The sequence below is a fragment of the Enterobacter sp. CCUG 70166 genome (genome assembly GCF_020224095.1).
GTDB classification, from domain to species: Bacteria; Pseudomonadota; Gammaproteobacteria; order Enterobacterales; family Enterobacteriaceae; genus Enterobacter; species Enterobacter intestinihominis.
The window spans coordinates 202,535-228,106 of the sequence record NZ_NRIQ01000036.1 but is presented as its reverse complement, the minus strand read 5'-3'; the positions used below and the strand labels follow the sequence as shown (position 1 = coordinate 228,106).

Annotated in this window: 24 protein-coding genes and 1 other annotated feature; of the genes, 17 read left to right on the top strand and 7 right to left on the bottom strand. The window is 56.6% G+C overall.

Going from position 1 to position 25,572, the window contains the following annotated elements; translation table 11 throughout:
• Positions 1-75 precede the first annotated feature (75 nt).
• The 3 genes from deoA (at position 76) to deoD (ending at position 3,520) form a co-directional block, all read left to right on the top strand.
• Positions 76-1,398, top strand: a complete 1,323-nt coding sequence (gene deoA, locus CKK19_RS16530; protein WP_063853315.1) for a thymidine phosphorylase — start codon at positions 76-78, stop codon at positions 1,396-1,398.
• 53 nt (positions 1,399-1,451) lie between these two features.
• A complete protein-coding gene (gene deoB / locus CKK19_RS16525) occupies positions 1,452-2,675 on the top strand; it encodes a phosphopentomutase (RefSeq protein WP_022646989.1) in 1,224 nt (407 codons plus the stop codon).
• Positions 2,676-2,800: 125 nt separating this feature from the next.
• Positions 2,801-3,520, top strand: a complete 720-nt coding sequence (gene deoD / locus CKK19_RS16520; protein WP_003856538.1) for a purine-nucleoside phosphorylase — start codon at positions 2,801-2,803, stop codon at positions 3,518-3,520.
• Positions 3,521-3,605: 85 nt separating this feature from the next.
• On the opposite strand, the gene lplA is transcribed toward deoD, so the two are convergent.
• Positions 3,606-4,622, bottom strand: a complete 1,017-nt coding sequence (gene lplA / locus CKK19_RS16515; RefSeq protein ID WP_063853316.1) for a lipoate--protein ligase LplA — start codon at positions 4,620-4,622, stop codon at positions 3,606-3,608.
• A 39-nt stretch (positions 4,623-4,661) separates the two neighbouring features.
• Positions 4,662-5,306, bottom strand: a complete 645-nt coding sequence (locus CKK19_RS16510) for a YtjB family periplasmic protein (RefSeq protein ID WP_015572615.1) — start codon at positions 5,304-5,306, stop codon at positions 4,662-4,664.
• A 117-nt stretch (positions 5,307-5,423) separates the two neighbouring features.
• Between CKK19_RS16510 and serB the strand changes: the two genes are divergently transcribed.
• The 3 genes from serB (at position 5,424) to nadR (ending at position 9,121) form a co-directional block, all read left to right on the top strand.
• The gene (gene serB, locus CKK19_RS16505; protein ID WP_063853317.1) at positions 5,424-6,392 is read left to right on the top strand and encodes a phosphoserine phosphatase; all 969 of its coding nucleotides are present in this window, start codon (positions 5,424-5,426) and stop codon (positions 6,390-6,392) included.
• 75 nt (positions 6,393-6,467) lie between these two features.
• Positions 6,468-7,853, top strand: coding sequence for a DNA repair protein RadA (gene radA / locus CKK19_RS16500; RefSeq protein WP_003856523.1), 1,386 nt, complete (start codon positions 6,468-6,470; stop codon positions 7,851-7,853).
• Positions 7,854-7,888: 35 nt separating this feature from the next.
• Positions 7,889-9,121, top strand: coding sequence for a multifunctional transcriptional regulator/nicotinamide-nucleotide adenylyltransferase/ribosylnicotinamide kinase NadR (gene nadR / locus CKK19_RS16495; RefSeq protein WP_003856522.1), 1,233 nt, complete (start codon positions 7,889-7,891; stop codon positions 9,119-9,121).
• Positions 9,122-9,232: 111 nt separating this feature from the next.
• On the opposite strand, the gene CKK19_RS16490 is transcribed toward nadR, so the two are convergent.
• The gene (locus CKK19_RS16490; protein WP_032676682.1) at positions 9,233-10,234 is read right to left on the bottom strand and encodes a zinc-binding alcohol dehydrogenase family protein; all 1,002 of its coding nucleotides are present in this window, start codon (positions 10,232-10,234) and stop codon (positions 9,233-9,235) included.
• Positions 10,235-10,341: 107 nt separating this feature from the next.
• Between CKK19_RS16490 and CKK19_RS16485 the strand changes: the two genes are divergently transcribed.
• Positions 10,342-11,241, top strand: coding sequence for a LysR family transcriptional regulator (locus tag CKK19_RS16485; protein WP_063853318.1), 900 nt, complete (start codon positions 10,342-10,344; stop codon positions 11,239-11,241).
• Positions 11,242-11,367: 126 nt separating this feature from the next.
• Here the strand turns inward: CKK19_RS16485 and ettA are convergent, their stop codons facing one another.
• A complete protein-coding gene (gene ettA, locus CKK19_RS16480) occupies positions 11,368-13,035 on the bottom strand; it encodes an energy-dependent translational throttle protein EttA (protein ID WP_063853319.1) in 1,668 nt (555 codons plus the stop codon).
• Positions 13,036-13,261: 226 nt separating this feature from the next.
• Here ettA and sltY point away from each other — a divergent pair, with 226 nt between their 5' ends.
• Positions 13,262-15,199 carry a murein transglycosylase gene (gene sltY, locus CKK19_RS16475; protein ID WP_022646993.1) on the top strand — a complete coding sequence of 646 codons (1,938 nt, stop codon included), beginning with the start codon at positions 13,262-13,264 and terminating at the stop codon, positions 15,197-15,199.
• 55 nt (positions 15,200-15,254) lie between these two features.
• Entirely contained in the window at positions 15,255-15,584 is a 330-nt protein-coding gene (trpR, locus tag CKK19_RS16470) for a trp operon repressor (protein ID WP_003856511.1), read from the top strand.
• Positions 15,585-15,611: 27 nt separating this feature from the next.
• On the opposite strand, the gene yjjX is transcribed toward trpR, so the two are convergent.
• Entirely contained in the window at positions 15,612-16,127 is a 516-nt protein-coding gene (yjjX, locus tag CKK19_RS16465) for an inosine/xanthosine triphosphatase (RefSeq protein ID WP_022646994.1), read from the bottom strand.
• Between the two features lie 48 nt (positions 16,128-16,175).
• Here yjjX and gpmB point away from each other — a divergent pair, with 48 nt between their 5' ends.
• Entirely contained in the window at positions 16,176-16,823 is a 648-nt protein-coding gene (gpmB, locus tag CKK19_RS16460; RefSeq protein ID WP_006810187.1) for a 2,3-diphosphoglycerate-dependent phosphoglycerate mutase GpmB, read from the top strand.
• Here the strand turns inward: gpmB and robA are convergent.
• Positions 16,820-17,689: an MDR efflux pump AcrAB transcriptional activator RobA gene (robA, locus tag CKK19_RS16455; RefSeq protein ID WP_022646995.1), complete on the bottom strand. Its 870-nt coding sequence runs from the start codon at positions 17,687-17,689 to the stop codon at positions 16,820-16,822. The two genes, gpmB and robA, sit on opposite strands and share 4 nt — an antisense overlap.
• 214 nt (positions 17,690-17,903) lie before the next feature.
• On the opposite strand from robA, the gene creA reads away from it, so the two are divergent.
• Positions 17,904-18,374: a protein CreA gene (gene creA, locus CKK19_RS16450; protein WP_003856503.1), complete on the top strand. Its 471-nt coding sequence runs from the start codon at positions 17,904-17,906 to the stop codon at positions 18,372-18,374.
• A gap of 48 nt (positions 18,375-18,422) precedes the next feature.
• On the opposite strand, the gene arcA is transcribed toward creA, so the two are convergent.
• On the bottom strand, positions 18,423-19,139 hold the full coding sequence (gene arcA / locus CKK19_RS16445) for a two-component system response regulator ArcA (RefSeq protein ID WP_003856501.1): 717 nt from the start codon (positions 19,137-19,139) through the stop codon (positions 18,423-18,425).
• 95 nt (positions 19,140-19,234) lie between these two features.
• Here arcA and yjjY point away from each other — a divergent pair, with 95 nt between their 5' ends.
• From yjjY to thrC, 6 genes are all read left to right on the top strand, one after another.
• Positions 19,235-19,375, top strand: coding sequence for a protein YjjY (gene yjjY / locus CKK19_RS16440; RefSeq protein WP_001541509.1), 141 nt, complete (start codon positions 19,235-19,237; stop codon positions 19,373-19,375).
• Positions 19,376-19,774: 399 nt separating this feature from the next.
• The gene (locus CKK19_RS16435) at positions 19,775-20,461 is read left to right on the top strand and encodes a tRNA/rRNA methyltransferase (RefSeq protein WP_063853320.1); all 687 of its coding nucleotides are present in this window, start codon (positions 19,775-19,777) and stop codon (positions 20,459-20,461) included.
• A 211-nt stretch (positions 20,462-20,672) separates the two neighbouring features.
• Complete coding sequence (gene thrL / locus CKK19_RS16430) at positions 20,673-20,741, top strand: thr operon leader peptide (protein ID WP_015572623.1); 69 nt, start codon at positions 20,673-20,675, stop codon at positions 20,739-20,741.
• Positions 20,680-20,797: a sequence feature (Thr leader region), on the top strand. It overlaps the preceding gene by 62 nt.
• Positions 20,798-20,821: 24 nt before the next feature.
• Positions 20,822-23,284 (top strand): bifunctional aspartate kinase/homoserine dehydrogenase I, encoded by a 2,463-nt coding sequence (gene thrA / locus CKK19_RS16425; protein ID WP_063853321.1) that lies wholly within the window; start codon positions 20,822-20,824, stop codon positions 23,282-23,284.
• 1 nt (position 23,285) lies between these two features.
• Positions 23,286-24,215 (top strand): homoserine kinase, encoded by a 930-nt coding sequence (gene thrB, locus CKK19_RS16420; protein ID WP_023299286.1) that lies wholly within the window; start codon positions 23,286-23,288, stop codon positions 24,213-24,215.
• A 3-nt stretch (positions 24,216-24,218) separates the two neighbouring features.
• Entirely contained in the window at positions 24,219-25,505 is a 1,287-nt protein-coding gene (gene thrC / locus CKK19_RS16415) for a threonine synthase (protein WP_063853322.1), read from the top strand.
• Positions 25,506-25,572: the final 67 nt, after the last annotated feature.

Genomic DNA, 25,572 nt, shown 5'->3' with positions numbered 1-25,572 from the left:
CTAACCCGGCCTACAGGATCGTAGGGCGGGTCAACATACCCGCCGCCATTCACCCGATTCCGCATGGAGGTTACCGTGTTTCTCGCACAAGAAATTATTCGTAAAAAACGTGATGGTCATGCATTAAGCGACGAAGAGATCCGCTTCTTTATCAACGGCATTCGTGATAACACCATCTCTGAAGGGCAGATTGCGGCTCTGGCGATGACCATTTTCTTCCACGATATGTCGATGCCTGAGCGCGTGTCCCTGACCATGGCGATGCGAGATTCAGGAACCGTTCTGGACTGGAAAAGCCTCAACCTCAACGGCCCGATTGTGGACAAACACTCCACCGGCGGCGTGGGCGACGTGACCTCCCTGATGCTTGGCCCGATGGTGGCAGCCTGCGGCGGTTACATCCCGATGATTTCCGGGCGCGGCCTGGGTCATACCGGCGGTACGCTCGACAAACTGGAAGCCATTCCGGGCTTCGATATCTTCCCGGATGACAACCGCTTCCGCGACATTATTAAAGACGTTGGCGTGGCGATTATCGGCCAGACCAGCTCTCTTGCGCCAGCAGACAAGCGTTTCTACGCGACGCGTGACATTACCGCGACCGTAGACTCCATCCCGCTGATCACCGCCTCTATCCTCGCCAAAAAGCTGGCGGAAGGGCTGGACGCGCTGGTGATGGATGTGAAAGTGGGCAGCGGCGCGTTTATGCCGACCTATGAACTCTCTGAGGCGCTGGCTGAAGCGATCGTTGGCGTTTCCAACGGCGCGGGCGTGCGCACCACCGCACTGCTGACGGACATGAACCAGGTGCTGGCGTCCAGCGCCGGTAACGCCGTTGAAGTCCGCGAGGCCGTGCAGTTCCTCACAGGCGAATACCGTAACCCGCGCCTGTTCGATGTCACCATGGCGCTGTGCGTTGAGATGCTCATCTCCGGCAAGCTGGCCAAAGACGACGCTGACGCGCGCGCGAAGCTTCAGGCGGTGCTGGACAACGGCAAAGCGGCGGAGATCTTTGGTCGGATGGTGGCGGCGCAGAAAGGCCCGACCGACTTCGTGGAAAACTACGCGAAATACCTGCCCACCGCGATGCTCAGCAAAGCGGTCTATGCGGACAGTGAAGGCTTTGTCTCGGCTATGGATACCCGCGCGCTCGGCATGGCGGTCGTGTCTATGGGCGGCGGTCGTCGTCAGGCATCGGACACCATTGATTACAGCGTCGGCTTTACCGATATGGCCCGTCTGGGCGACAGCGTTGACGGCAAACGTCCGCTGGCGGTGATCCACGCGAAAGACGAAGCCAGCTGGCAGGACGCGGCGAAAGCGGTGAAGGCGGCAATAACTCTTGACGATAAAGCACCGGAAACCACACCGACGGTCTATCGTCGTATCACTGAATAGCGGTATACTGATCTGATCGCATTTTTATGAAGCACTAAGTACGGAGAACAATTATGAAACGTGCATTTATTATGGTGCTGGACTCATTCGGCATCGGCGCAACCGAAGATGCAGAACGTTTTGGTGACGTGGGTTCCGATACCCTGGGTCACATCGCGGAAGCCTGTGCAAAAGGCGAAGCGGACAACGGTCGTAAAGGCCCTCTGAACCTGCCAAACCTGACCCGCCTCGGGCTGGTAAAAGCGCATGAAGGTTCTACCGGTAAAATTGCAGCCGGTATGGACGGAAACGCGGAAGTGGTGGGCGCCTACGCGTGGGCGCACGAGCTCTCTTCCGGCAAAGATACGCCCTCCGGTCACTGGGAAATCGCTGGCGTGCCGGTGCTGTTTGACTGGGGTTACTTCTCCGATCACGAGAACAGCTTCCCGCAGGAGCTGCTTGATAAGCTGGTGAAGCGCGCCAACCTGCCGGGCTACCTCGGCAACTGCCACTCTTCCGGTACCGTGATTCTGGATCAGCTCGGCGAAGAGCACATGAAAACCGGCAAACCGATTTTCTATACCTCTGCTGACTCTGTGTTCCAGATCGCCTGCCACGAAGAGACGTTTGGCCTGGATAAACTGTACGAGCTGTGCGAGATCGCCCGTGAAGAGCTGACCGAAGGCGGCTACAACATTGGCCGTGTTATCGCGCGTCCGTTTATCGGCGACAAAGCGGGTAACTTCCAGCGTACCGGCAACCGTCACGATCTGGCCGTGGAGCCACCGGCGCCGACCGTGCTGCAAAAACTCGTCGACGAGAAAGACGGCCAGGTCGTTTCCGTAGGTAAAATCGCGGACATCTACGCTAACTGCGGCATCACCAAAAAGGTCAAAGCGACCGGTCTGGATGCGCTGTTCGACGCCACCATCAAAGAGATGAAAGAAGCGGGCGACAAGACCATTGTCTTCACCAACTTCGTGGACTTCGACTCCTCCTGGGGTCACCGTCGCGACGTTGCCGGTTATGCCGCGGGTCTGGAGCTGTTTGACCGCCGTCTGCCAGAGCTGATGGAGCTGGTGGGGGAAGATGACATTCTGATCCTGACCGCTGACCATGGCTGTGACCCGACCTGGACCGGTACCGACCACACCCGTGAGCACATTCCGGTGCTGGTGTACGGCCCGAAAGTCAAACCGGGCTCGCTGGGTCATCGTGAAACCTTCGCGGACATCGGCCAGACGATTGCGAAATACTTTGGTACGTCTGACATGGAATATGGCAAGGCTATGTTCTAAACGGATTGGGTGAGGTCTGATGCCCTCACCCCGACCCTCTCCCACAGGGAGAGGGAGAAGAGAATGTAGGCCGGGTAAGGCGCAGCCGCCACCCGGCAAAAACAACAATGTAAAAGGAACTGAAGATGGCAACTCCTCACATTAATGCAGAAATGGGTGATTTCGCTGACGTCGTATTGATGCCGGGCGACCCGCTGCGCGCGAAACACATTGCAGAAACCTTCCTGGAAGACGTGCGTGAAGTGAACAACGTGCGTGGCATGCTGGGCTTCACCGGTACCTATAAAGGCCGCAAAATCTCCGTGATGGGTCACGGCATGGGTATCCCATCCTGCTCCATCTACACCAAAGAGCTGATCACCGATTTCGGTGTGAAGAAAATCATCCGTGTCGGCTCCTGCGGCGCGGTGCGCATGGACGTTAAGCTGCGTGACGTGGTGATCGGCATGGGCGCGTGCACCGACTCTAAAGTCAACCGCATTCGCTTTAAAGATCATGACTTTGCGGCCATCGCTGATTTTGACATGGTGCGTAACGCGGTTGACGCAGCAAAAGCGCTGGGCGTTGACGCGCGCGTGGGCAACCTGTTCTCTGCCGATCTGTTTTACTCGCCAGAAGGCGACATGTTCGACGTGATGGAAAAATACGGCATTCTGGGCGTGGAAATGGAAGCGGCCGGTATCTACGGCGTGGCGGCTGAATTCGGTGCGAAAGCGCTGACCATCTGCACCGTGTCTGACCATATCCGTACTCACGAGCAGACCACCGCTGCCGAGCGTCAGACCACCTTCAACGACATGATCAAAATCGCGCTGGAATCCGTTCTGCTGGGCGATAAAGAGTAAGAGCTGTTGTGCCGGGTGGCGGCCTCGCCTGACCCGGCCTACGGTTTTGTAGGCCCGCTAAGCGCAGCGCCAGCGGGCTTTTTTACTAGCGCACGGCCTGAGCAATCCACGCCGATACATACCGCAGCTCTTTTTCCTGCTCCGGAAAATCCCCAATTAATGCATCACACTCCTGCTGCAGCATATCCGCCCGATACAGACAGCCCTGTAAACGTGCGGCCAGCGCCTCCAGCGGTGCAGGATTGAGACTATCCGTAAAGACCTGCGTGCGGGTAATATGGCCCTTCTCCACGTCAAAGTGCAGCTCCACGCCGCCCCAGGTAAACCGTTCGTCCAGCAGGTGTGAAAACGCCGGTGCCTGACCGAAGTTCCACTCCCAGCTGCTCTGGCGCGCAAAGGTTTCCGCGAAATTTGGCAGGTCCGGGGTTTTATCCGGAGAAATCACCTCGGCTTCTACGCGTTCACCGTAATGCTTGAAAAAGGCTTCACGGATTGCATCGCAAATCTGCTCATGAGTAATCCCCGACAGCAGATCCACCAGATTCGCCACGCGACCGCGCACGGAGGTAATGCCTTTCGCCTGGAGCTTTTTCTTGTCCGGGTTTAGATAGTTTGCCAGACGGCTCAGATCGGCATTCAGCAATAATGTGCCGTGGTGGAATCCGCGATCCATCGTTTCGCGGTAGGCTGAGCCTGACACTTTCCGGTCGCCTTCAGGTGTTTTCACTACCAGATCGTTACGACCCGAGGCTTCAGCCGTCACGCCGAGCGAATTGAGCGCGTTGAGCACAATGGAGGTCGAGATGGTTTTGTCGTATTCCGGCTTGCCCGCCATAAAGGTAAAGCAGGTGTTGCCGAGATCGTGGAACACCGCACCGCCGCCGCTGCTGCGGCGCGCCAGGCGGACGTTGTCCTCTTCCATACGGCGGGTGTTACACTCTTTCCACGGATTTTGCGCGCGGCCAATAACGACCGTATCAGCGTTGCGCCAGAGAAACAGGACGCGCTGGGTGGCGGGCATCTGGCGGAAGATGCACTCTTCTACCGCGAGATTAAACCAGGGATCGTAAGAGTCAGAGATAAGCAGGCGTAACGTCGACATGGCAGAGTTCCTTTTCCGAATCATCCGCCTACTTTATCACTATTCTTTCTTCTCGCTCTCTTCCTCTTCGGGAACTGACTTGCTGGCGGTTAACAGGAACGGCGACTGCTGCCAGCGGGTGCGCTTGCCTTGCAGCAGCGTGCGCGCCAGTACCACGCCAATCGCCAGCGAGAGCAGCAGCATCAGGCGCAAAATATTGGTGGTGTTATCCACCTGTTTGGCTTCGGTTGGCAGGGTGTGGGTGTCGAGTGTCAGACGTAAATAGCCGAGTGGGCCATTCTTGCCCTGAATGGGTTCAACGATTTGTTGATTGAAATAACCGCCAGCTTTTTTGCCGTCCAGCGCCAGCCTGTCGCGCACGTCGACATGCTCACCCGCGCGGGCAATCAGGTCGCCCTGTTCATCGTACACACCCGCATCCAGAATGCGGCTGTTTTCCGTAAGCTGGCGCAATACCTGCGCTATCCGCTTGTCATCCGGCGTTTCGGTGCGCATAGACGGCGCAACGTTGAGCGTCACCTGGCGCGCCAGCGTACGGGCCAGTTCTTCAAACTGTGGGTTACGCTGTCGTTGGTGATTCTGGCTAAACCAGGATGCCCCCTGCATAAGCGCCACTAATAGTGCGAGACAGATCAGGACAATCACGGCGCGATGAAGCCGGAATTTCAGTTTTGCGCGAGCCATATTCCACCTGCTTAAAATTTACGGCTTAATGTTGCCAGAAGTGATGGTTACAGGGTAGCCTCATGCGTTATTTTCCCTCTGGAACCTTCCGGCGCGAACGAAATTACAGGAGCTTCAATGCCGAACATTACCTGGTGCGACCTGCCAACGGATGTCTCTTTATGGCCAGGATTGCCGCTCTCTTTAAGTGGCGATGAGGTGATGCCTCTCGATTACCACGCTGGCCGTAGTGGCTGGCTGCTGTACGGACGTGGCCTGGATAAGCAACGCCTCACCCAGTATCAAACTAAACTGGGCGCAGCGATGGTCATCGTTGCGGCCTGGTGCGTGGAAGATTATCAGGTTATTCGCCTGGCGGGTTCCCTGACGCAGCGCGCCACGCGTCTGGCGCACGACGCCGGGCTGGACGTAGCCCCGCTCGGCAAAATTCCGCACCTGAAAACGCCTGGCCTGCTGGTGATGGACATGGACTCCACCGCCATTCAGATCGAGTGTATTGACGAGATTGCTAAACTGGCGGGCAGCGGCGAGCTGGTGGCGGAAGTCACCGAGCGCGCGATGCGCGGCGAGCTGGATTTCACCGCCAGCCTGAGACAGCGCGTGGCGACCCTGAAGGGGGCCGATGCTAACATTTTGCGTCAGGTGCGCGATGAACTGCCCCTGATGCCAGGGCTGACGCAGCTGGTGCTCAAGCTGGAGACGCTCGGCTGGAAAGTGGCGATTGCCTCCGGTGGGTTCACCTTCTTTGCCGATTACCTGCGTGACAAGCTGCGTCTGACCACCGTGGTGGCAAACGAGCTGGAGATCATGGACGGCAAACTCACCGGACAAGTGATTGGCGACATCGTGGATGCGCAGTACAAAGCCAATACGCTGACGCGTCTGGCGGAGAAATACGCCATTCCGGTCGAACAGACCGTCGCCATCGGCGATGGCGCGAACGATCTGCCGATGATCAAAGTTGCCGGACTGGGTATTGCCTACCACGCCAAGCCGAAAGTGAATGAAAAGACGGAAGTCACTATCCGTTATGCTGACCTGATGGGCGTGTTCTGCATTCTCTCCGGCAGCATTAATCAAAAATAGCGGCCTGCTTTTGTAGGCCGGGTAAGCGTCAGCGCTATCCGGCGCGCAGACCGCACAGAAATAACGAGGTAAACCGTGGCGAAAGCTCCAAAACGCGCATTTGTCTGTAATGAATGTGGTGCGGATTATCCGCGCTGGCAGGGGCAATGCAGCGCCTGTCATGCCTGGAACACCATCACCGAAGTGCGTGGTGTGGCGGCTTCGCCGAGCGTGGCCCGCAATGAACGGCTGAGCGGCTATGCGGGCAATGCAGGCGTGTCGAAGGTACAAAAACTTTCGGATATCAGCCTTGAGGCGCTGCCGCGCTTCTCAACCGGATTCAAAGAATTTGACCGCGTGCTCGGCGGTGGCGTAGTGCCGGGCAGCGCTATTCTGATCGGCGGTAACCCGGGCGCGGGTAAATCCACCCTGCTGCTGCAAACGCTCTGCAAGCTCGCCGAACAGATGAAAACCCTGTACGTCACGGGCGAAGAGTCACTCCAGCAGGTGGCGATGCGCGCGCACCGCCTCGGTCTGCCGACCGGCAATCTGAATATGCTCTCGGAAACCAGCATCGAGCAGATCTGCATGATTGCCGAAGAAGAGCAGCCGAAACTGATGGTGATCGACTCCATCCAGGTGATGCACATGGCGGACATTCAGTCGTCACCGGGGAGCGTGGCGCAGGTGCGTGAAACGGCTGCGTACTTAACGCGCTTTGCCAAAACGCGCGGCGTAGCGATAGTGATGGTGGGCCACGTCACCAAAGACGGCTCGCTGGCCGGCCCGAAAGTGCTTGAGCACTGTATCGACTGCTCGGTGATGCTCGACGGCGATGCGGATTCCCGTTTTCGTACCCTGCGCAGCCATAAAAACCGCTTCGGCGCGGTGAATGAACTGGGCGTGTTTGCCATGACCGAGCAGGGGCTGCGCGAAGTCAGCAACCCGTCGGCCATCTTCCTGAGCCGTGGCGACGAAATTACGTCCGGTAGTTCGGTGATGGTGCTGTGGGAGGGGACGCGTCCGCTGCTGGTTGAAATTCAGGCGCTGGTGGATCACTCGATGATGGGCAACCCGCGGCGCGTGGCGGTCGGTCTGGAACAGAACCGCCTGGCGATCCTGCTGGCGGTGCTGCACCGTCACGGCGGCCTGCAAATGGCGGATCAGGACGTGTTCGTCAACGTAGTTGGTGGGGTGAAGGTTACGGAAACCAGCGCGGATCTGGCGCTGTTGCTGGCGATGGTCTCCAGCCTGCGTGACAGACCGTTGCCGCAGGATCTGGTGGTATTTGGCGAAGTAGGGCTGGCGGGCGAAATTCGCCCGGTGCCGAGCGGTCAGGAGCGTATCTCCGAAGCGGCAAAACATGGCTTCCGCCGCGCAATTGTTCCGGCCGCCAACGTGCCGAAAAAAATCCCGGAAGGGATGCAGGTTTTTGGCGTTAAAAAACTCGCAGATGCGTTAAATGTCTTTGACGACTTATAATTACGTATTCGATTTTGCAGGAGGCACCGTAATTTATGTCATCATTTGACTACATCAAGACCGCTATCCGCCAGAAGGGCTGCACGTTACAGCAGGTAGCGGACGCCAGCGGCATGACCAAGGGCTACCTGAGCCAACTGCTGAACGCCAAAATCAAAAGCCCCAGCGCGCAGAAGCTGGAAGCGCTGCACCGTTTTCTGGGGCTTGAATTTCCGCGGATGCAAAAGAACATTGGCGTGGTGTTCGGTAAGTTCTACCCGCTGCATACCGGGCATATCTATCTGATCCAGCGCGCCTGTAGCCAGGTCGACGAGCTGCATATCATCATGGGTTATGATGAAACCCGCGATCGCCAGCTGTTTGAAGACAGCGCCATGTCGCAGCAGCCCACCGTGCCGGATCGCCTGCGCTGGCTGCTTCAGACCTTTAAGTATCAGAAAAATATTCGTATTCATGCCTTTAACGAAGAGGGCATGGAGCCGTACCCGCACGGCTGGGACGTGTGGAGCAACGGCATCAAAGCGTTTATGGAAGAGAAGGGCATTGCACCTAACTGGATCTACACCTCTGAAGAGTCCGACGCGCCGCAGTTCCGCGAGCATCTGGGTATCGAAACCGTGCTGATCGATCCTAAACGCACCTTTATGAACATCAGCGGGGCGCAGATCCGCGAGAACCCGTTCCGCTACTGGGACTACATTCCGACCGAGGTGAAGCCATTCTTCGTGCGTACGGTGGCGATCCTCGGCGGCGAGTCCAGCGGGAAATCGACGCTGGTGAATAAGCTGGCGAATATCTTCAATACCACCAGTGCGTGGGAGTATGGCCGCGATTACGTCTTCTCACACCTCGGTGGTGACGAGATGGCATTACAGTATTCCGACTACGATAAAATCGCGCTTGGTCATGCCCAGTACATTGATTTCGCAGTGAAATACGCCAATAAAGTTGCCTTTATTGATACCGATTTCGTCACCACGCAGGCGTTCTGCAAAAAGTACGAGGGGCGCGAGCACCCGTTTGTGCAGGCGCTGATTGATGAATACCGCTTTGATCTGGTTATCCTGCTGGAAAACAACACCCCATGGGTAGCCGACGGCATGCGCAGCCTGGGCAGCTCGGTAGACAGGCGTGAGTTCCAGACCATGCTGGTGGAGATGCTCAACGAGAACAACGTTGAGTTTGTGCATGTGGAAGAGTCGGATTACGACACCCGTTTCCTGCGCTGCGTCGAGCTGGTGAAAGAGATGATGGGTGAGCAGGGGTAAAAAACTTACCCCTCACCCTAACCCTCTCCCCAAAGGGGAGAGGGGATCGCACGGAGCTGTCTTTACCCTCTCCCCCGTGGGGAGAGGGCAGGGTGAGGTGGAACAAACCACTCAGAACTCAACCACCACTTTCCCACGCATATGCCCCTCCAGCACCATGCGGTGCGCTTCGGTAATGCTTTCCACGCTCAGCCCGTGCAGCGTTTCGCTGAGCGAGCTTTCCACCACGCCGTTATCCACCAGCTTCGCCACCTCATTTAAAATCTCGCCCTGGCGCGCCATATCCGCGGTCTGGTACATGCTGCGGGTGTACATAAATTCCCAGTGCAGGGCGGCAGATTTGGACTTCAGCTTGTCCTGGTTTAGCGGATGCGCATTTTCAACGATGGAACAAATGTGTCCCTGAGGGGCAATCAGATCGCTGACCGCATCCCAGTGCCCGTCGGTGTCGTTGAGGATAAAAATGTAATCCACAAAGGTGAGCCCCTGTTTCGCCAGTTCACCCTTCAGGTCGCGGTAATCTACGACAACGTCAGCCCCGCGATCGCGACACCATCGGGCGGAATCTTCTCGTGAGGCGGTTGCGACGATCTTCACCTTACTGTTGTGCTTCGCAAACGGGATCGCCAGCGATCCGACTCCACCCGCGCCGCCAATTATCAGCAGCGTTTTATCTGCGTCGGCATCCTGAATCTTCAGCCGTTCAAACAGGCCTTCCCACGCGGTGAGCGCCGTCAGCGGCAGTGCTGCCGCAGAGGCCCAGCCAAGGTTTGCAGGCTTGTGCCCGACAATGCGCGCATCGATAAGCTGGTGCGTGGTATTGCTGCCCGGTCGGGTGATATCCCCCGCGTACCATACTTCGTCACCCGGTTTGAATCCGGTGACGCCAGCCCCGACGGCTTTGACGATCCCGCTGGCATCCCACCCGAGAATGCGCGGCTCCTTCAGTCCGCTTTTGGCAATGCCTGCATGTACTTTGGTATCCACCGGGTTTACGGAGACGGCTTTCACCTCCACCAGCAGATCGTACTCGCCGGGCTGCGGCATCGGCGGGGTAATTTCAACGAAGGTGGAGGGATTTTCTGGGTTAACGGCAATGGCTTTAACAGACATGATGTTCTCCTCAATGAATGCGTTGTGTTGAGGCTAGTCTATTAAGTGGTCAGTTGCATGATAAGATGGACAATCAAGAACTCAGCGTTCGTACAGGGTGAACAATCATGTTTAAACAGCTACAGGATATGGCGCTGTTTGCGCTGGTGGCTGAGATGGGCAGCTTTACTGCGGCGGCGCAGAAGGCTGAACTGCCGAAATCCAGCGTCAGCCAGCGCATTAGCCAGCTGGAGCAGCAGGTGGGGATCCGCCTGCTTAACCGCACGACGCGCAGAATAAGCCTGACGTTTGCGGGCGAGCACTATCTGGTGCACTGCCGCGAGATGCTGGCGGCCAGCGAGCGCGCGGAGTATGCCATTCAGCGGCTGCGAGAAAACCCCAGCGGACGGCTGAGGATCACCTGTCCGGCAGGGATTGGCGCGACGCTGCTGGCGCATATGAATGCCGAGTTCCAGCTTCGCTACCCTGACGTGTCGCTGGATGTATCAATTTCAGACGATGTGGTGGATCTGGTCGAGGCGGGCTTTGACGTGGCGCTGCGTACCGGTAAACCGCAGGATTCTTCCCTGATTGGTCGCATGATTGGGCACTGTCCGCGCTACATTCTGGCCTCGCCTGACTATCTGGCACGTCGGGCGCCGTTAATCCATCCCCGACAGCTGGTGGATCACCGCTGCATTACGCACCGGGCATGGTCGGAGTGGCTTCTGCGAAGCGAGAGTGAGGATTACCGCTACCTGCCGGATAACGCCCACATGACGGATAACCTGGTGTACGCCCGAGAATGCGCCATTGCCGGGGCGGGGATCACGCTGTTACCCGCATTCCTGCTGGAAGATAAAATTGAAAAGGGCGCGCTGGTAAAGGTGCTACCGGAGTGGCGCGTTGAGGGGAACGATCTCTGGCTGGCCTATCCGAGCCGTAAGCTCAATTCGCCTGCGCTGATGAGCTATATCGACTTTGCGATGCAGTTTGATGAGGTGAAGCGGTATTACGTGGGCAAATAAAAAAGCCGGGTGGCGGCTTCGCCTTACCCGGCCTACACACTGTGCGGCCTGATGCCCTCACTCTGGCCCCCTCACGGGGAGAGGGAACAAACATAAAAAACGGCAACCGAAGTTGCCGTTTTGCTTTTATTTCGCAATACGCTTGTACTTAATACGCTTCGGCTCCAGCGCGTCTGCGCCCAGCGTGCGTTTCTTGTACTCTTCGTATTCGGTGAAGTTACCTTCGAAGAACTCCACTTTACCTTCGTCCTGGTAGTCCAGAATGTGGGTTGCGATACGGTCAAGGAACCAGCGGTCGTGCGAGATTACCATGGCGCAGCCCGGGAATTCCAGCAGGGCGTTTTCCAGCGCGCGCAGGGTTTCGATGTCCAGGTCGTTGGTAGGTTCATCGAGCAGCAGAACGTTGCCGCCAACCTGAAGCAGCTTCGCCAGGTGCAGACGACCACGCTCACCGCCAGACAGCTCGCCCACGCGTTTGCCCTGGTCGGTGCCCTTGAAGTTAAAGCGGCCAACATAGGCGCGGCTTGGCATCTCGGTGTTGCCGATACGCATGATATCCAGACCGCCGGAGACTTCTTCCCACACGGTTTTGCTGTTGTCCATCGCGTCACGGAACTGGTCAACGGAGGCCAGCTTCACGGTCTCACCCAGGGTGATAGAGCCGCTGTCAGGCTGTTCCTGACCGGACATCATGCGGAACAGGGTGGATTTACCCGCGCCGTTCGGACCGATGATGCCGACGATAGCGCCTTTCGGTACGGAGAAGGTCAGATTGTCGATCAGCAGGCGGTCGCCGTACGACTTACGCAGGTTGGTCACTTCAACCACTTTATCCCCCAGACGTGCTCCAGGCGGGATAAACAGTTCGTTGGTTTCGTTACGCTTCTGGTATTCGGTGTTGTTCAGCTCTTCGAAGCGTGCCAGACGGGCTTTGCCCTTGGACTGACGCCCTTTCGCGCCCTGACGAACCCACTCCAGCTCTTTCTCGATAGACTTACGGCGCGCCGCTTCCTGAGACGCTTCCTGCGCCAGACGCTGATCTTTCTGTTCCAGCCAGGAGGAGTAGTTACCTTCCCACGGAATGCCTTCGCCGCGGTCCAGCTCCAGGATCCAGCCCGCCACGTTGTCGAGGAAGTAGCGGTCGTGGGTAATTGCCACCACGGTGCCTTCGAAGTCGTGCAGGAAGCGCTCCAGCCACGCCACGGATTCCGCATCCAGGTGGTTGGTCGGTTCGTCGAGCAGCAGCATGTCTGGTTTTTCCAGCAGCAGGCGGCACAGCGCCACGCGGCGGCGTTCACCACCGGAGAGATTCGCGATTTTCGCATCCCAGTCCGGCAGACGCAGGGCATCTGCCGCGCGCTCCAGCTGCACGTTCAGGTTGTGACCGTCGTGCGCCTGGATAATCTCTTCAAATTTGCCTTGCTGAGCGGCCAGTTTGTCGAAGTCCGCATCCGGCTCGGCGTATTTGGCATACACTTCATCCAGACCTTTCAGGGCGTTAACCACTTCGGATACCGCTTCTTCAACAGATTCACGCACGGTGTGTTCCGGGTTCAGCTGAGGTTCCTGCGGCAGGTAGCCGATCTTGATGCCAGGCTGCGGACGGGCTTCACCTTCGATGTCTGTATCGATGCCGGCCATGATGCGCAGCAGGGTGGACTTACCGGCACCGTTGAGACCCAGAACACCGATTTTTGCGCCCGGGAAAAAGCTCAGCGAGATATTTTTAAGAATATGACGTTTCGGCGGGACAACTTTGCCGACACGATGCATGGTATAAACGAATTGAGCCACGTTGGACTTCGCCTCTTTTATCGTGATGAGAATGAATTTCAGCCTCGAAGTGTAGCCTTTTTCACGCCCTAATCCCAGCCAGGAACGTCGGGAGTGTTAAAACGCGCAAGAAAGGTAAAAAAGTGTCCATGACGTGGCGCGTTGTGGGATGCCTGGTTAGCATAAGTTGAGGTAACTTTAACGTGGCAAGACGCTGCAACTGACGAAAAACAATGAGGAAGAGCTTGTGGAAAAAGCCAAACGGGTGGTCTGGCGTCTGCTGGCTGCCAGCGTATGCGTAATGGCGGTAAGCCAGGCGGTGCATGCCGATTCACTGGATGAACAACGTAACCGCTATGCCCAGATTAAGCAGGCATGGGACAACAAGCAGATGGATACCGTGCAGGCGCTGATGCCGACGCTGAAGGATTATCCGCTGTATCCGTATCTGGAGTATCGTCAGATCACTGATGATCTCATGAATCAACCGACCGTCACCGTAAATAACTTCATTCAGGCGAACCCGACACTGCCGCCTGCGCGCACCTTGAAGTCCCGGTTTGTGAACGAGCTGGCCCGTCGCGAAGACTGGCGCGGCCTGCTGGCTTTCAGCCCGGATAAACCGGGCGCGACGGAAGCGCAGTGTAATTACTATTATGCGAAATGGGCGACCGGTCAGCAGGAGGAAGCCTGGACCGGCGCGAAAGAGCTGTGGTTGACGGGCAAAAGCCAGCCAAACGCCTGTGACCCGCTGTTCAGCGCCTGGCGCGCCTCGGGCAAGCAGGATCCGCTCTCTTACCTGGAACGTATTCGCCTGGCGATGAAGGCCGGTAACACCCGGCTGGTCACCGTGCTGGCGGGCCAGATGCCCGCGGATTATCAGACCATTGCCTCTGCCGTTATCAGTCTGGCAAACGATCCCAATACCGTGCTGACGTTTGCGCGTACCACCGGCGCGACCGATTTTACCCGCCAGATGGCGGCGGTGGCCTTTGCCAGCGTGGCGCGTGAGGATGTGGAAAACGCCCGGCTGATGATCCCGCAGCTGGTGCAGGCCCAGCAGCTTAATGACGATCAAACCCAGGAACTGCGCGATATTGTGGCATGGCGACTGATGGGAACAGATGTCACCGACGAACAGGCGCGCTGGCGTGACGACGCGGTAATGCGTTCAAACTCTGTCTCGCTGGTGGAGCGTCGCGTGCGCATGGCGCTGGGAACGGGCGATCGTCGTGGCCTCAATACCTGGCTGGCGCGCCTGCCGATGGATGCTAAAGAGAAAGATGAATGGCGTTACTGGCAGGCGGACCTGCTGCTGGAGCGTGGTCGTGAAGACGAAGCCAAAGCGATCCTCCACTCCCTGATGCAGCAGCGCGGCTTCTACCCGATGGCGGCGGCGCAGCGTTTGGGCGAGGAGTACACCCTGAAGATCGACAAAGCGCCAGCCAACGCGAACCCGGCGCTGACGCAGGGTCCGGAAATGGCGCGCGTGCGCGAGCTGATGTACTGGAATCTGGATAATACCGCGCGCAGCGAATGGGCCAACCTGGTCACCAGCCGTACCACCGACGAGAAGGCGCAGCTCGCCCGCTATGCGTTTGATAATCGCTGGTGGGATCTGAGCGTGCAGGCGACGATCGCCGGCAAGCTGTGGGATCATCTCGAAGAGCGTTTCCCGCTGGCTTATAAGGATCTGTTCGATCGCTACACCAGCGGCAAAGATATTCCGCAAAGCTACGCGATGGCCATTGCCCGTCAGGAAAGCGCCTGGAACCCGAAAGTGCGTTCGCCGGTGGGGGCCAGCGGCCTGATGCAAATTATGCCGGGCACCGCGACGCACACGGTGAAGATGTTTAATATCCCAGGCTACAGCAGCCCGTCCCAGCTGCTGGATCCGGAGACCAACATCAACATCGGTACCAGCTACTTGCAGTACGTCTATCAGCAGTTCGGTAATAACCGCATCTTCGCGTCAGCCGCGTACAACGCCGGGCCAGGCCGCGTGCGGACATGGCTTGGCAACAGCGCAGGGCGACTCGACGCCGTGGCGTTCGTCGAGAGCATTCCGTTCTCGGAAACGCGCGGATATGTGAAGAACGTGCTGGCGTATGACGCCTACTATCGGCACTTCATGGGGGAGAAAGATGCCCTGATGAGCGATGCCGAGTGGCAGAGACGTTACTGATCGGCGCGGGTTGTGTTATGCTGTACTCGTTAATGAGTACAAGAGGCAGCATAACATGACCCAGCATTCCCCGTATTCCTCGGCCATGGCCGAACAGCGTCATCAGGAGTGGCTTCGTTTTGTGGAGTTGCTCCGCCAGTCTTACGACAAAGATCTGCATTTACCCTTGCTACAGCTGATGCTGACGCCAGACGAGCGTGAAGCGCTGGGTACACGGGTACGCATTATTGAGGAACTGCTGCGTGGCGAAATGAGCCAGCGTGAACTGAAAAACGAGCTGGGCGCGGGCATCGCGACGATTACCCGGGGTTCAAACAGCCTGAAGTCGGCGCCGGTTGAACTGCGTCAGTGGCTGGAAGCGGTATTGCTGAAAAACGCCGGATGACGGCTTCGCCTAATCCGGCCTACAAACTTAACGATAAATCGCGTTATGGAACGGACTTAACGCCAGAATAACGGCCTGGTGGTAAACGCTCGAACGGGTGAGCTTGCCCGCGGTAAAGACGCCAATCGCCCCCTCTTTACGACCAATCTCATCAATGCCGGTGTAGTGCGACATTACCGGCCCCAGCGCCTCACCCGCGCGGACTTTCTCCAGTATGACCTCCGGCAGCGGCAGCGTGGCTGAACGCGCTTCGCCGCGCTGCTCGCGGCTTTCGATGACAACCCAGCTGAAGGTCGCCCCTTCGTCGATACCTGCTTCAATCGCGACCCAGAAGTCAGCATCTGGCGCGGCGGCTTTTGCATTCGCCACGCGATTTCGTGCGCCAGCGCGTGTTTCCTCGCTGCCAAACGGCTGTTCCGGCACACCGCTCTCGACGCCGACGGCGTCAATATGGCAGGATCCTTCGCCGAAGATCTCTTCAAATGCCCTTAGAATTGCCTGAATTTTGGCAGGATTGGTGGTAGCAGAGACAACATGGTGCATAATTAAGCTCGATTTAAAAAATTCATCGCAGTATAACGGAAAAAAAGCATGTTACAGGTATACCTTGTTCGCCACGGTGAAACGCAGTGGAACGCCGAGCGACGTATTCAAGGCCAGTCAGACAGTCCTCTCACCGACAAAGGTGTGCAGCAAGCGTGGCAGGTGGCGGAGCGCGCCAGAACGCTGGGTATCACTCACGTCATCTCCAGTGATTTAGGCCGCACGCAGCAGACGGCACGCATCATCGCCGATGCCTGTGGCTGCGACGTGACCCTTGAACCGCGCCTGCGCGAGCTGGATATGGGCGTGCTGGAAAAACGCCCTATCGATACGCTGACGGAAACCGAAGAAGGCTGGCGTCGCACGCTGGTGAACGGCACTGAAGATGGTCGCATCCCTGAGGGGGAATCCATGCAGGAGCTGAGCGTGCGCATGCATGCCGCGCTGGCCGAGTGCCTGAAACTCCCGGCAGGTAGCCGACCGCTGCTGGTGAGCCACGGTATCGCGCTGGGTTGCCTGGTGAGTACCATTCTGGGGCTGCCAGCTTACGCCGAGCGCCGTTTGCGTCTGCGCAACTGTTCCATTTCCCGTATCGACTATCAGGAAAGTGCCTGGCTGGCATCGGGGTGGGTGGTTGAGATGGCAGGGGACATTTCGCATCTTGATGCCCCTGCACTGGATGAGTTGCAGCGTTAACGACGTACCGGAATCAGGAATTCCATCCGCAGATTGATAGGGCCTTCTTCCGGTTTTGCATCTTGCGCCGGATAGTAGCGCTCAATGTCCTGACCTTTACGGCGATTCAGATTCAGCATTGGCATGCAGGTCCCGTAAACGGTCAGGATGAACTCCTGAACGCCCGTTCCTAACCCTTCGTATGAGAACATCACATACTCGCCGCCTTCCAGCACGACAGGCTTCGAGCCATGAATGTAACCGTTCGCCATGTCAGGCGTCAGCGCCGTGGTATAGAACACTTCCTGCTCGTCGTCTTTTTCCTGGCTTGGATACGTTTCGTTCAGGCCATACAGAATCGGCGGGATTGCCGGAGCGTGGCTTAAAAATTCGCGCCAGAACTGAACGCGCATCTGATGGCGGAACTCGGAGATCTGCTCCAGGGAACAGGAGTAGCTCTGCGTGGTGCCGACCAGGTGCGTTTCCGGCAAGGTGATGATTTCATATTTTGGCATCGCAAACTCGCCCAGACGCAGCGGCGGACGCATACCAAAGGAGCTCCAGTCCGGCGAGCGGCGATAAAGCGCTGGCGTTAACGAGAACTGTTTTTTAAAGGCGCGAGTGAAGGTTTGCTGTGAATCGAAGCGATATTGCAGGGCAATATCCAGGATTGGTCGCGCGGTCAGGCGCAACGCGACAGCAGACTTTGATAAACGACGTGCGCGAATATAGGCACCGATAGCATGACCGGTGACATCCTTGAACATCCTTTGCAGATGCCACTTGGAATAGCCTGCTTTTGCCGCCACATTATCCAGTGACAAAGGCTGGTCGAGATGACCTTCCAGCCAGGTGAGCAGGTCGCGAATAATTCCAGCCTGATCCATATACTATCCTCATCCTTAAAACTGCCGCAGGTGCCTGTTTACAGGTTAGCGGATAATAGCATTTTTTGACGTTTTAGCATTCAGTGTTTTTTTTGCGCATAAATGCTTTTTGTGGTGATTTAAGTGCGGATATATTCTAATCCTGTGATCTTGCTACATTTTTATCTAACCTGTTGAATAATCGCTCAGCGTAATTTTTATGAATGGTAACAATATGAAATACAAGGTTTTAGTCTTTGCAGCACTGGCGCTGATGGCAGGGCGCGTGGCACAGGCGGAGCAAATTGGCTCCGTGGACACCGTGTTTAAAATGTTTGGGCCGGACCACAAAATTGTGGTGGAGGCCTTTGACGATCCGGACGTTAAAAACGTCACCTGCTATGTCAGCCGGGCGAAGACCGGCGGGATTAAAGGCGGCCTGGGGCTGGCTGAAGACACGTCTGACGCGGCCATCTCCTGCCAGCAGGTTGGTCCGGTGGAATTGAGTGACAAAATTAAAAACGGCAAAGCGCAGGGCGACGTTGTATTCCAGAAACGGACCTCGCTGGTGTTCAAAAAGCTACAGGTGGTCCGTTTTTATGACGCGAAGCGCAACACACTGGCTTATCTGGCTTATTCCGACAAAGTCGTGGAAGGCTCACCGAAAAACGCGATTAGCGCGGTGCCGATTATGCCGTGGCATTGATAAAAAAAACGGCGCAAAAGCGCCGTTTTTTACTGCGTGACGGGAGGATTACTCCTGGAGGTCACCGCAGAAACGATAGCCTTCACCATGGATCGTGGCGATGATTTCCGGCGTATCAGGCGTAGATTCGAAATGTTTACGAATACGACGGATGGTTACGTCAACGGTACGATCGTGTGGCTTCAACTCACGACCGGTCATTTTCTTCAGCAGTTCTGCACGGGACTGGATCTTGCCCGGGTTTTCGCAGAAGTGCAGCATCGCGCGGAATTCACTGCGCGGCAGTTTGTACTGCTCACCGTTCGGGCTAATCAGCGAACGGCTATTGATATCAAGTTCCCAGCCGTTGAATTTGTAGCTGTCGACGCTACGACGCTCTTCACTGACCGTACCCAGATTCATGGTGCGGGACAGCAGGTTGCGTGCACGAATGGTTAACTCGCGAGGGTTGAACGGCTTGGTGATGTAGTCATCCGCGCCGATTTCCAGACCAAGAATTTTATCAACCTCGTTGTCACGGCCTGTCAGGAACATCAACGCGACGTTCGCCTGTTCACGCAGTTCGCGCGCCAGAAGAAGCCCGTTTTTGCCCGGCAGATTGATATCCATAATCACCAGGTTGATATCATTTTCAGAAAGGATCTGATGCATCTCTGCGCCATCGGTCGCTTCAAAGACATCGTAGCCTTCTGCTTCGAAAATGCTCTTTAACGTGTTGCGTGTTACCAACTCGTCTTCAACGATAAGAATGTGCGGGGTCTGCATGTTTGCTACCTAAATTGCCAACTAAATCGAAACAGGAAGTACAAAAGTCCCTGACCTGCCTGATGCATGTCGCAAATTAACATGATCGGCTTAACGTGACTAAAGTACGTAATTGCGTTCTTGATGCACTTTCCATCAACGTCAACAACATCATTAGCTTGGTCGTGGGTACTTTCCCTTTGGACCCGACAGTGTCAAAAACGGCTGTCATCCTAACCATTTTAACAGCAACATAACAGGCTAAGTGACACCGGACACCCAATAAAACTACGCTTCGTTGACATATATCAAGTTCAATTGTAGCACGTTAACAGTTTGATGAAATCATCGTAGCTGAATGCTAGCCTTTGTCACAATTTTTCAATAAACCAACTAGTTGCGGACATTGATTGATAAACGGTACGAATCCAATCGGAAAAGAGTATTCATAAGGTCATTATCATTACAAAACATAAGGATAATGGACTTCTGTTAACATTCTAACTGATTGTTCAGCCACAAAATAGTTTAGCTTTTTTTAATTGTTATGAAACGCTATTTCGGTGATTTGTGTTGCAAAATTGTAAATTCGTGCTGCGTAATATGTTGAAGTGAATCACATTTTTACCTGCTAACTGATTAAAAAGAGAGCATAAATGCATCTGTCGATTGTGCTGGTGGCACCAGCAAGAGCTGAAAATATTGGCGCTGCGGCGCGTGCCATGAAGACCATGGGTTTTACCGATTTGCGTATCGTAGACAGCGCGGCGCATCTGGAGCCTGCTGCGCGATGGGTGGCGCACGGTTCGGGTGATATTCTCGATAATATAACCACTTACGCTACGCTCGCTGAGGCGCTGCACGATATTTCGTTTACCGTCGCGACGACCGCGCGCAGCCGGGCGAAGTTTCATTATTACGCCACGCCTGCTGAACTGGTGCCAATGCTGGAAGAGAAAAGCCAGTGGCTGGAGAAAGCCGCGCTGGTGTTTGGGCGAGAAGATTCCGGGCTGACTAACGAAGAACTGGAACTGGCTGACGTGCTGACGGGCGCGCCGATGGTGGCGGATTATCCGTCACTTAATCTGGGGCAGGCGGTGATGGTGTACTGCTATCAATTAGCATCCTTAATACAAATTCCTCAGCCGCCAGCGTCAGTAACGGATGAAAACCAGCTGGCGGCGCTGCGTATTCGTGCAGATAAGCTTCTCGAGCAACTGGGCGTCGCTGACGATCAAAAAATGGTGGACTGGTTACAGCAGCGCCTGGGGCGTCTTGAACAGCGCGACACGGCAATGCTGCACCGGTTGCTTCATGATATTGAAAAAAAATTAGCCGAGTAAAATAGTGTCATAGGTTTTTATTATGGCCGATCCTGCTGATGTCTGGGGTTGCATCTGGGGTATTCCGATGAAAATAAATCTGCACGCAGCGGGACGTGAGAATGTCCCGAGTTGTGATCAAATTAAAAATTCATTGACTTAAGGTGTCCGATCCTTTAACCCTAAAAGAATAGAGCACAGACAGATAATAATGACAGAGTACACAACATCCATGAAACGCATCAGCATCACCACCATTACTACAACCATCATCATTACCACAGGTAACGATGCGGGCTGACGCGTACAGGAAAAACAGAAAAAAGCCCGCACCTGAACAGTGCGGGCTTTTTTTTCGGCTAAAGGAAATGAGGTAGAACCATGCGAGTGTTGAAGTTCGGCGGTACATCAGTGGCAAATGCAGAGCGTTTTCTGCGTGTTGCCGATATCCTGGAAAGTAACGCCAGGCAGGGGCAGGTTGCTACCGTGCTCTCTGCCCCGGCAAAAATCACGAACCATCTGGTGGCGATGATTGAAAAAACCATCGGTGGCCAGGATGCACTTCCGAACATCAGCGACGCCGAACGTATCTTCGCTGAACTGCTTCAGGGGCTGGCAGACGCCCAGCCTGGCTTCCCGCTGGCGCAGCTGAAAAGCACCGTGGAACTCGAATTTGCCCAGATTAAACACGTCCTTCACGGTATCAGCCTGCTGGGTCAATGCCCGGACAGCATCAACGCGGCGCTAATTTGCCGGGGTGAAAAACTCTCTATCGCCATCATGGCAGGCGTGCTGGAAGCGCGCGGTCACCACGTGACGGTCATCGATCCGGTTGAAAAACTGCTGGCTGTGGGACACTACCTTGAATCCACCGTCGACATTGCCGAGTCGACACGCCGCATTGCGGCGAGCAAAATCCCGTCTGACCACATGATCCTGATGGCAGGCTTCACCGCCGGTAACGAGAAGGGCGAACTGGTGGTGCTGGGGCGTAACGGCTCTGACTACTCCGCTGCCGTGCTGGCGGCCTGTTTACGTGCAGACTGTTGTGAGATCTGGACTGACGTTGATGGTGTATATACCTGCGACCCGCGCCAGGTGCCGGACGCCAGGCTGTTGAAGTCGATGTCGTACCAGGAAGCGATGGAGCTTTCCTACTTCGGCGCCAAAGTGCTTCACCCACGTACCATCTCCCCGATTGCCCAGTTCCAGATCCCTTGCCTGATTAAAAACACCGGTAATCCGCAGGCGCCGGGTACGCTGATTGGCGCCAGCGCTGATGAAGATAACCTGCCGGTAAAAGGCATTTCGAACCTTAATAACATGGCGATGTTCAGCGTCTCTGGCCCGGGTATGAAAGGTATGGTTGGCATGGCGGCACGCGTGTTTGCGGCCATGTCCCGTAATGGGATCTCCGTGGTGCTGATCACGCAGTCTTCTTCCGAATACAGCATCAGCTTCTGCGTCCCGCAGGGCGATTGCCTGCGCGCCCGTCGCGCGCTGGAAGAAGAGTTCTACCTGGAGCTGAAAGAAGAGCTGCTGGAGCCGCTCTCGATTCAGGAGCGTCTGGCCGTGATCTCCGTGGTAGGCGACGGCATGCGCACCCTGCGCGGAATCTCCGCCAAATTCTTTGCCGCCCTGGCGCGGGCCAATATCAATATCGTGGCGATTGCCCAGGGCTCATCAGAGCGTTCAATTTCCGTTGTCGTGGATAACGATGACGCCACTACCGGCGTGCGCGTGGTGCATCAGATGCTGTTCAACACCGACCAGGTGATTGAGCTGTTCCTGGTGGGCGTCGGCGGCGTCGGCGGCGCGCTGCTGGAGCAGGTAAAGCGCCAGCAGGAGTGGCTTAAGAAGAAACATATCGATTTGCGCGTCTGCGGAATTGCGAACTCGAAAGCGTTGCTGACTAACGTCCACGGTCTGAACCTGGAAAACTGGCAGGCGGAACTGGAAGAGGCGAAAGAGCCGTTCAACCTGGGTCGTCTGATCCGTCTGGTGAAAGAGTATCACCTGCTTAACCCGGTGATCGTCGACTGTACCTCCAGCCAGGCTGTGGCCGATCAGTACGCGGATTTCCTGCGCGAAGGTTTCCATGTGGTGACGCCGAACAAAAAGGCCAACACCTCGTCGATGGATTACTATCACCAGCTGCGTCTGGCGGCGAGCAAGTCGCGCCGCAAGTTTCTGTATGACACCAACGTGGGCGCAGGCCTGCCGGTCATCGAGAACCTGCAAAACCTGCTGAACGCGGGCGACGAACTACAGCGTTTCTCCGGCATCCTCTCCGGCTCCCTGTCGTTTATCTTCGGCAAGCTGGACGAAGGGATGAGCCTGTCGGAAGCCACCCGCGCCGCGCGCGAGCTGGGCTACACCGAGCCGGATCCGCGCGACGACCTCTCCGGTATGGATGTGGCGCGTAAGCTGCTGATCCTGGTGCGCGAAACCGGCCGCGAGCTGGAGCTTTCGGATATCGTGATTGAGCCGGTGCTGCCAGCAGAATTTGATGACAGCGGCGACGTCAGCGCTTTTATGGCCAGGTTGCCGCAGCTTGACGACGCCTTTGCCGCCCGCGTTGCGAAAGCCCGTGATGAAGGTAAGGTATTGCGCTATGTTGGCAATATTGAAGAAGACGGCGTCTGCCGCGTGAAGATTGCCGAAGTGGATGGCAACGATCCGCTGTACAAGGTGAAAAACGGCGAGAACGCCCTGGCGTTCTACAGCCATTATTATCAGCCACTGCCGCTGGTACTTCGCGGCTATGGCGCAGGGAATGATGTGACGGCGGCGGGCGTGTTTGCCGATCTGCTGCGTACCCTGTCATGGAAGTTAGGAGTTTAAGATGGTTAAAGTATATGCCCCGGCTTCCAGCGCCAATATGAGCGTCGGATTTGACGTGCTGGGCGCGGCGGTTACGCCGGTGGATGGTTCGCTGCTGGGCGATACGGTAACGGTTGAGGCGGCAGAGCGCTTCAGCCTGAATAACGTCGGCCGTTTTGCCAGCAAGCTGCCGCCTGAACCGCGTGAGAATATCGTTTATCAGTGCTGGGAACGCTTCTGTCAGGAGATCGGTAAAAACGTGCCGGTCGCCATGACGCTGGAAAAGAGCATGCCGATTGGTTCGGGACTCGGCTCCAGCGCCTGCTCGGTGGTCGCCGCGCTGGTGGCGATGAATGAGCACTGCGGCAAGCCGCTGAACAACAGCCGCCTGCTGGCGCTGATGGGCGAGCTGGAAGGGCGCATCTCCGGCAGCATTCATTATGATAACGTGGCGCCGTGCTTCCTTGGCGGCATGCAGCTGATGATTGAAGAAAATGGCATCATCAGCCAGCAGGTGCCAGGGTTTGATGAGTGGCTGTGGGTGCTTGCCTATCCGGGCATTAAGGTTTCTACCGCCGAAGCGCGTGCGATCCTGCCGGCGCAGTATCGTCGTCAGGACTGTATCGCCCACGGGCGTCATCTGGCGGGCTTTATTCATGCCTGCTATACCCGACAGCCGCAGCTGGCGGCGAAACTGATGAAAGACGTTATTGCCGAGCCGTATCGCACGAAGCTGCTGCCGGGCTTTAACGAAGCGCGACAGGCATCCATGGATATCGGCGCACAGGCGTGCGGTATCTCCGGCTCCGGCCCGACGCTGTTCGCCTTATGCGACAAGCCAGACACCGCGCAGCGCGTGGCGGACTGGCTCTCTAAACACTACCTGCAAAATCAGGAAGGCTTTGTTCATATTTGCCGTCTGGACACGGCTGGCGCACGAGTACTGGGATAACGAATGAAACTCTACAACCTTAAAGATCATAACGAGCAGGTCAGCTTTGCGCAGGCGGTAACGCAGGGTTTGGGCAAAAATCAGGGGCTGTTCTTCCCCCACGACCTGCCGGAATTTCAACTGACTGAAATCGATGAACTGCTTAAGCAGGACTTTGTTACCCGCAGCACCAAAATTCTGTCTGCGTTTATTGGCGACGAAATCCCGCAGGAGCTGCTCGAAGAGCGCGTGCGCGCGGCGTTTGCTTTCCCGGCCCCGGTGAAGCAGGTGGAGCCTGACGTTGGCTGTCTGGAGCTGTTCCACGGCCCGACGCTGGCGTTCAAAGATTTCGGCGGTCGCTTCATGGCGCAGATGCTGACCCACATCAGCGGCGACAAACCGGTGACCATCCTGACCGCGACCTCAGGTGATACCGGTGCGGCGGTGGCTCATGCGTTCTACGGCCTGAAAAACGTCCGCGTGGTGATCCTCTATCCGAAAGGCAAAATCAGCCCGCTTCAGGAAAAACTGTTCTGCACTCTTGGGGGCAACATTGAAACCGTGGCGATCGACGGCGATTTCGATGCCTGCCAGGCGCTGGTGAAGCAGGCCTTTGATGACGAAGAGCTGAAGGCGGCGCTGGGGCTGAACTCTGCCAACTCCATCAACATCAGCCGTCTGCTGGCGCAGATCTGCTACTACTTCGAAGCGGTGGCCCAGCTGCCGCAGGACGCGCGCAATCAGCTGGTAGTTTCCGTGCCAAGCGGGAACTTCGGCGATCTGACGGCGGGCCTGCTGGCGAAATCACTCGGCCTGCCGGTGAAGCGCTTTATCGCCGCTACCAACGCCAACGACACCGTGCCGCGTTTCCTGAAGGACGGAAAATGGGCGCCGAACGCGACGCAGGCCACGCTCTCCAATGCGATGGATGTGTCACAGCCTAACAACTGGCCGCGTGTGGAAGAGCTGTTCCGCCGTAAGGTCTGGCGTCTGGGCGACCTGGGCTACGCAGCGGTGACGGACGAAACCACGAAAGCCACCATGCGCGAGCTGAAAGCGGTGGGCTATACCTCTGAGCCGCACGCGGCGATTGCCTATCTTGCCCTGCGCGATCAGCTTCAACCGGGTGAGTATGGCCTGTTCCTCGGTACCGCCCATCCGGCCAAGTTCAAAGAGAGCGTGGAAGCGATCCTGGGTGAAACGCTGCCGCTGCCAAAAGAGCTGGCCGAGCGCGCCGACCTGCCGTTGCTGTCCCATGAGCTGCCCGCAGACTTTGCCGCACTGCGTAAGCTGATGATGACCCGAGCGTGAGTTTATTGCCCGGTGGCGGCTACGCCTTACCGGGCCTGGAACATTTCAGAAAGTAGGCCGGGTAAGG

Bases quoted from the DNA above. Each gene is read 5' to 3' on its own strand.
- deoB (WP_022646989.1), top strand. From the start codon at position 1,452: ATGAAACGTGCATTTATTATGGTGCTGGACTCATTCGGCATCGGCGCA.
- deoD (WP_003856538.1), top strand. From the start codon at position 2,801: ATGGCAACTCCTCACATTAATGCAGAAATGGGTGATTTCGCTGACGTC.
- lplA (WP_063853316.1), bottom strand. From the start codon at position 4,622: ATGTCGACGTTACGCCTGCTTATCTCTGACTCTTACGATCCCTGGTTT.
- CKK19_RS16510 (WP_015572615.1), bottom strand. From the start codon at position 5,306: ATGGCTCGCGCAAAACTGAAATTCCGGCTTCATCGCGCCGTGATTGTC.
- serB (WP_063853317.1), top strand. From the start codon at position 5,424: ATGCCGAACATTACCTGGTGCGACCTGCCAACGGATGTCTCTTTATGG.
- nadR (WP_003856522.1), top strand. From the start codon at position 7,889: ATGTCATCATTTGACTACATCAAGACCGCTATCCGCCAGAAGGGCTGC.
- CKK19_RS16490 (WP_032676682.1), bottom strand. From the start codon at position 10,234: ATGTCTGTTAAAGCCATTGCCGTTAACCCAGAAAATCCCTCCACCTTC.
- CKK19_RS16485 (WP_063853318.1), top strand. From the start codon at position 10,342: ATGTTTAAACAGCTACAGGATATGGCGCTGTTTGCGCTGGTGGCTGAG.
- trpR (WP_003856511.1), top strand. From the start codon at position 15,255: ATGACCCAGCATTCCCCGTATTCCTCGGCCATGGCCGAACAGCGTCAT.
- yjjX (WP_022646994.1), bottom strand. From the start codon at position 16,127: ATGCACCATGTTGTCTCTGCTACCACCAATCCTGCCAAAATTCAGGCA.
- gpmB (WP_006810187.1), top strand. From the start codon at position 16,176: ATGTTACAGGTATACCTTGTTCGCCACGGTGAAACGCAGTGGAACGCC.
- robA (WP_022646995.1), bottom strand. From the start codon at position 17,689: ATGGATCAGGCTGGAATTATTCGCGACCTGCTCACCTGGCTGGAAGGT.
- creA (WP_003856503.1), top strand. From the start codon at position 17,904: ATGAAATACAAGGTTTTAGTCTTTGCAGCACTGGCGCTGATGGCAGGG.
- arcA (WP_003856501.1), bottom strand. From the start codon at position 19,139: ATGCAGACCCCGCACATTCTTATCGTTGAAGACGAGTTGGTAACACGC.
- CKK19_RS16435 (WP_063853320.1), top strand. From the start codon at position 19,775: ATGCATCTGTCGATTGTGCTGGTGGCACCAGCAAGAGCTGAAAATATT.
- thrA (WP_063853321.1), top strand. From the start codon at position 20,822: ATGCGAGTGTTGAAGTTCGGCGGTACATCAGTGGCAAATGCAGAGCGT.
- thrB (WP_023299286.1), top strand. From the start codon at position 23,286: ATGGTTAAAGTATATGCCCCGGCTTCCAGCGCCAATATGAGCGTCGGA.
- thrC (WP_063853322.1), top strand. From the start codon at position 24,219: ATGAAACTCTACAACCTTAAAGATCATAACGAGCAGGTCAGCTTTGCG.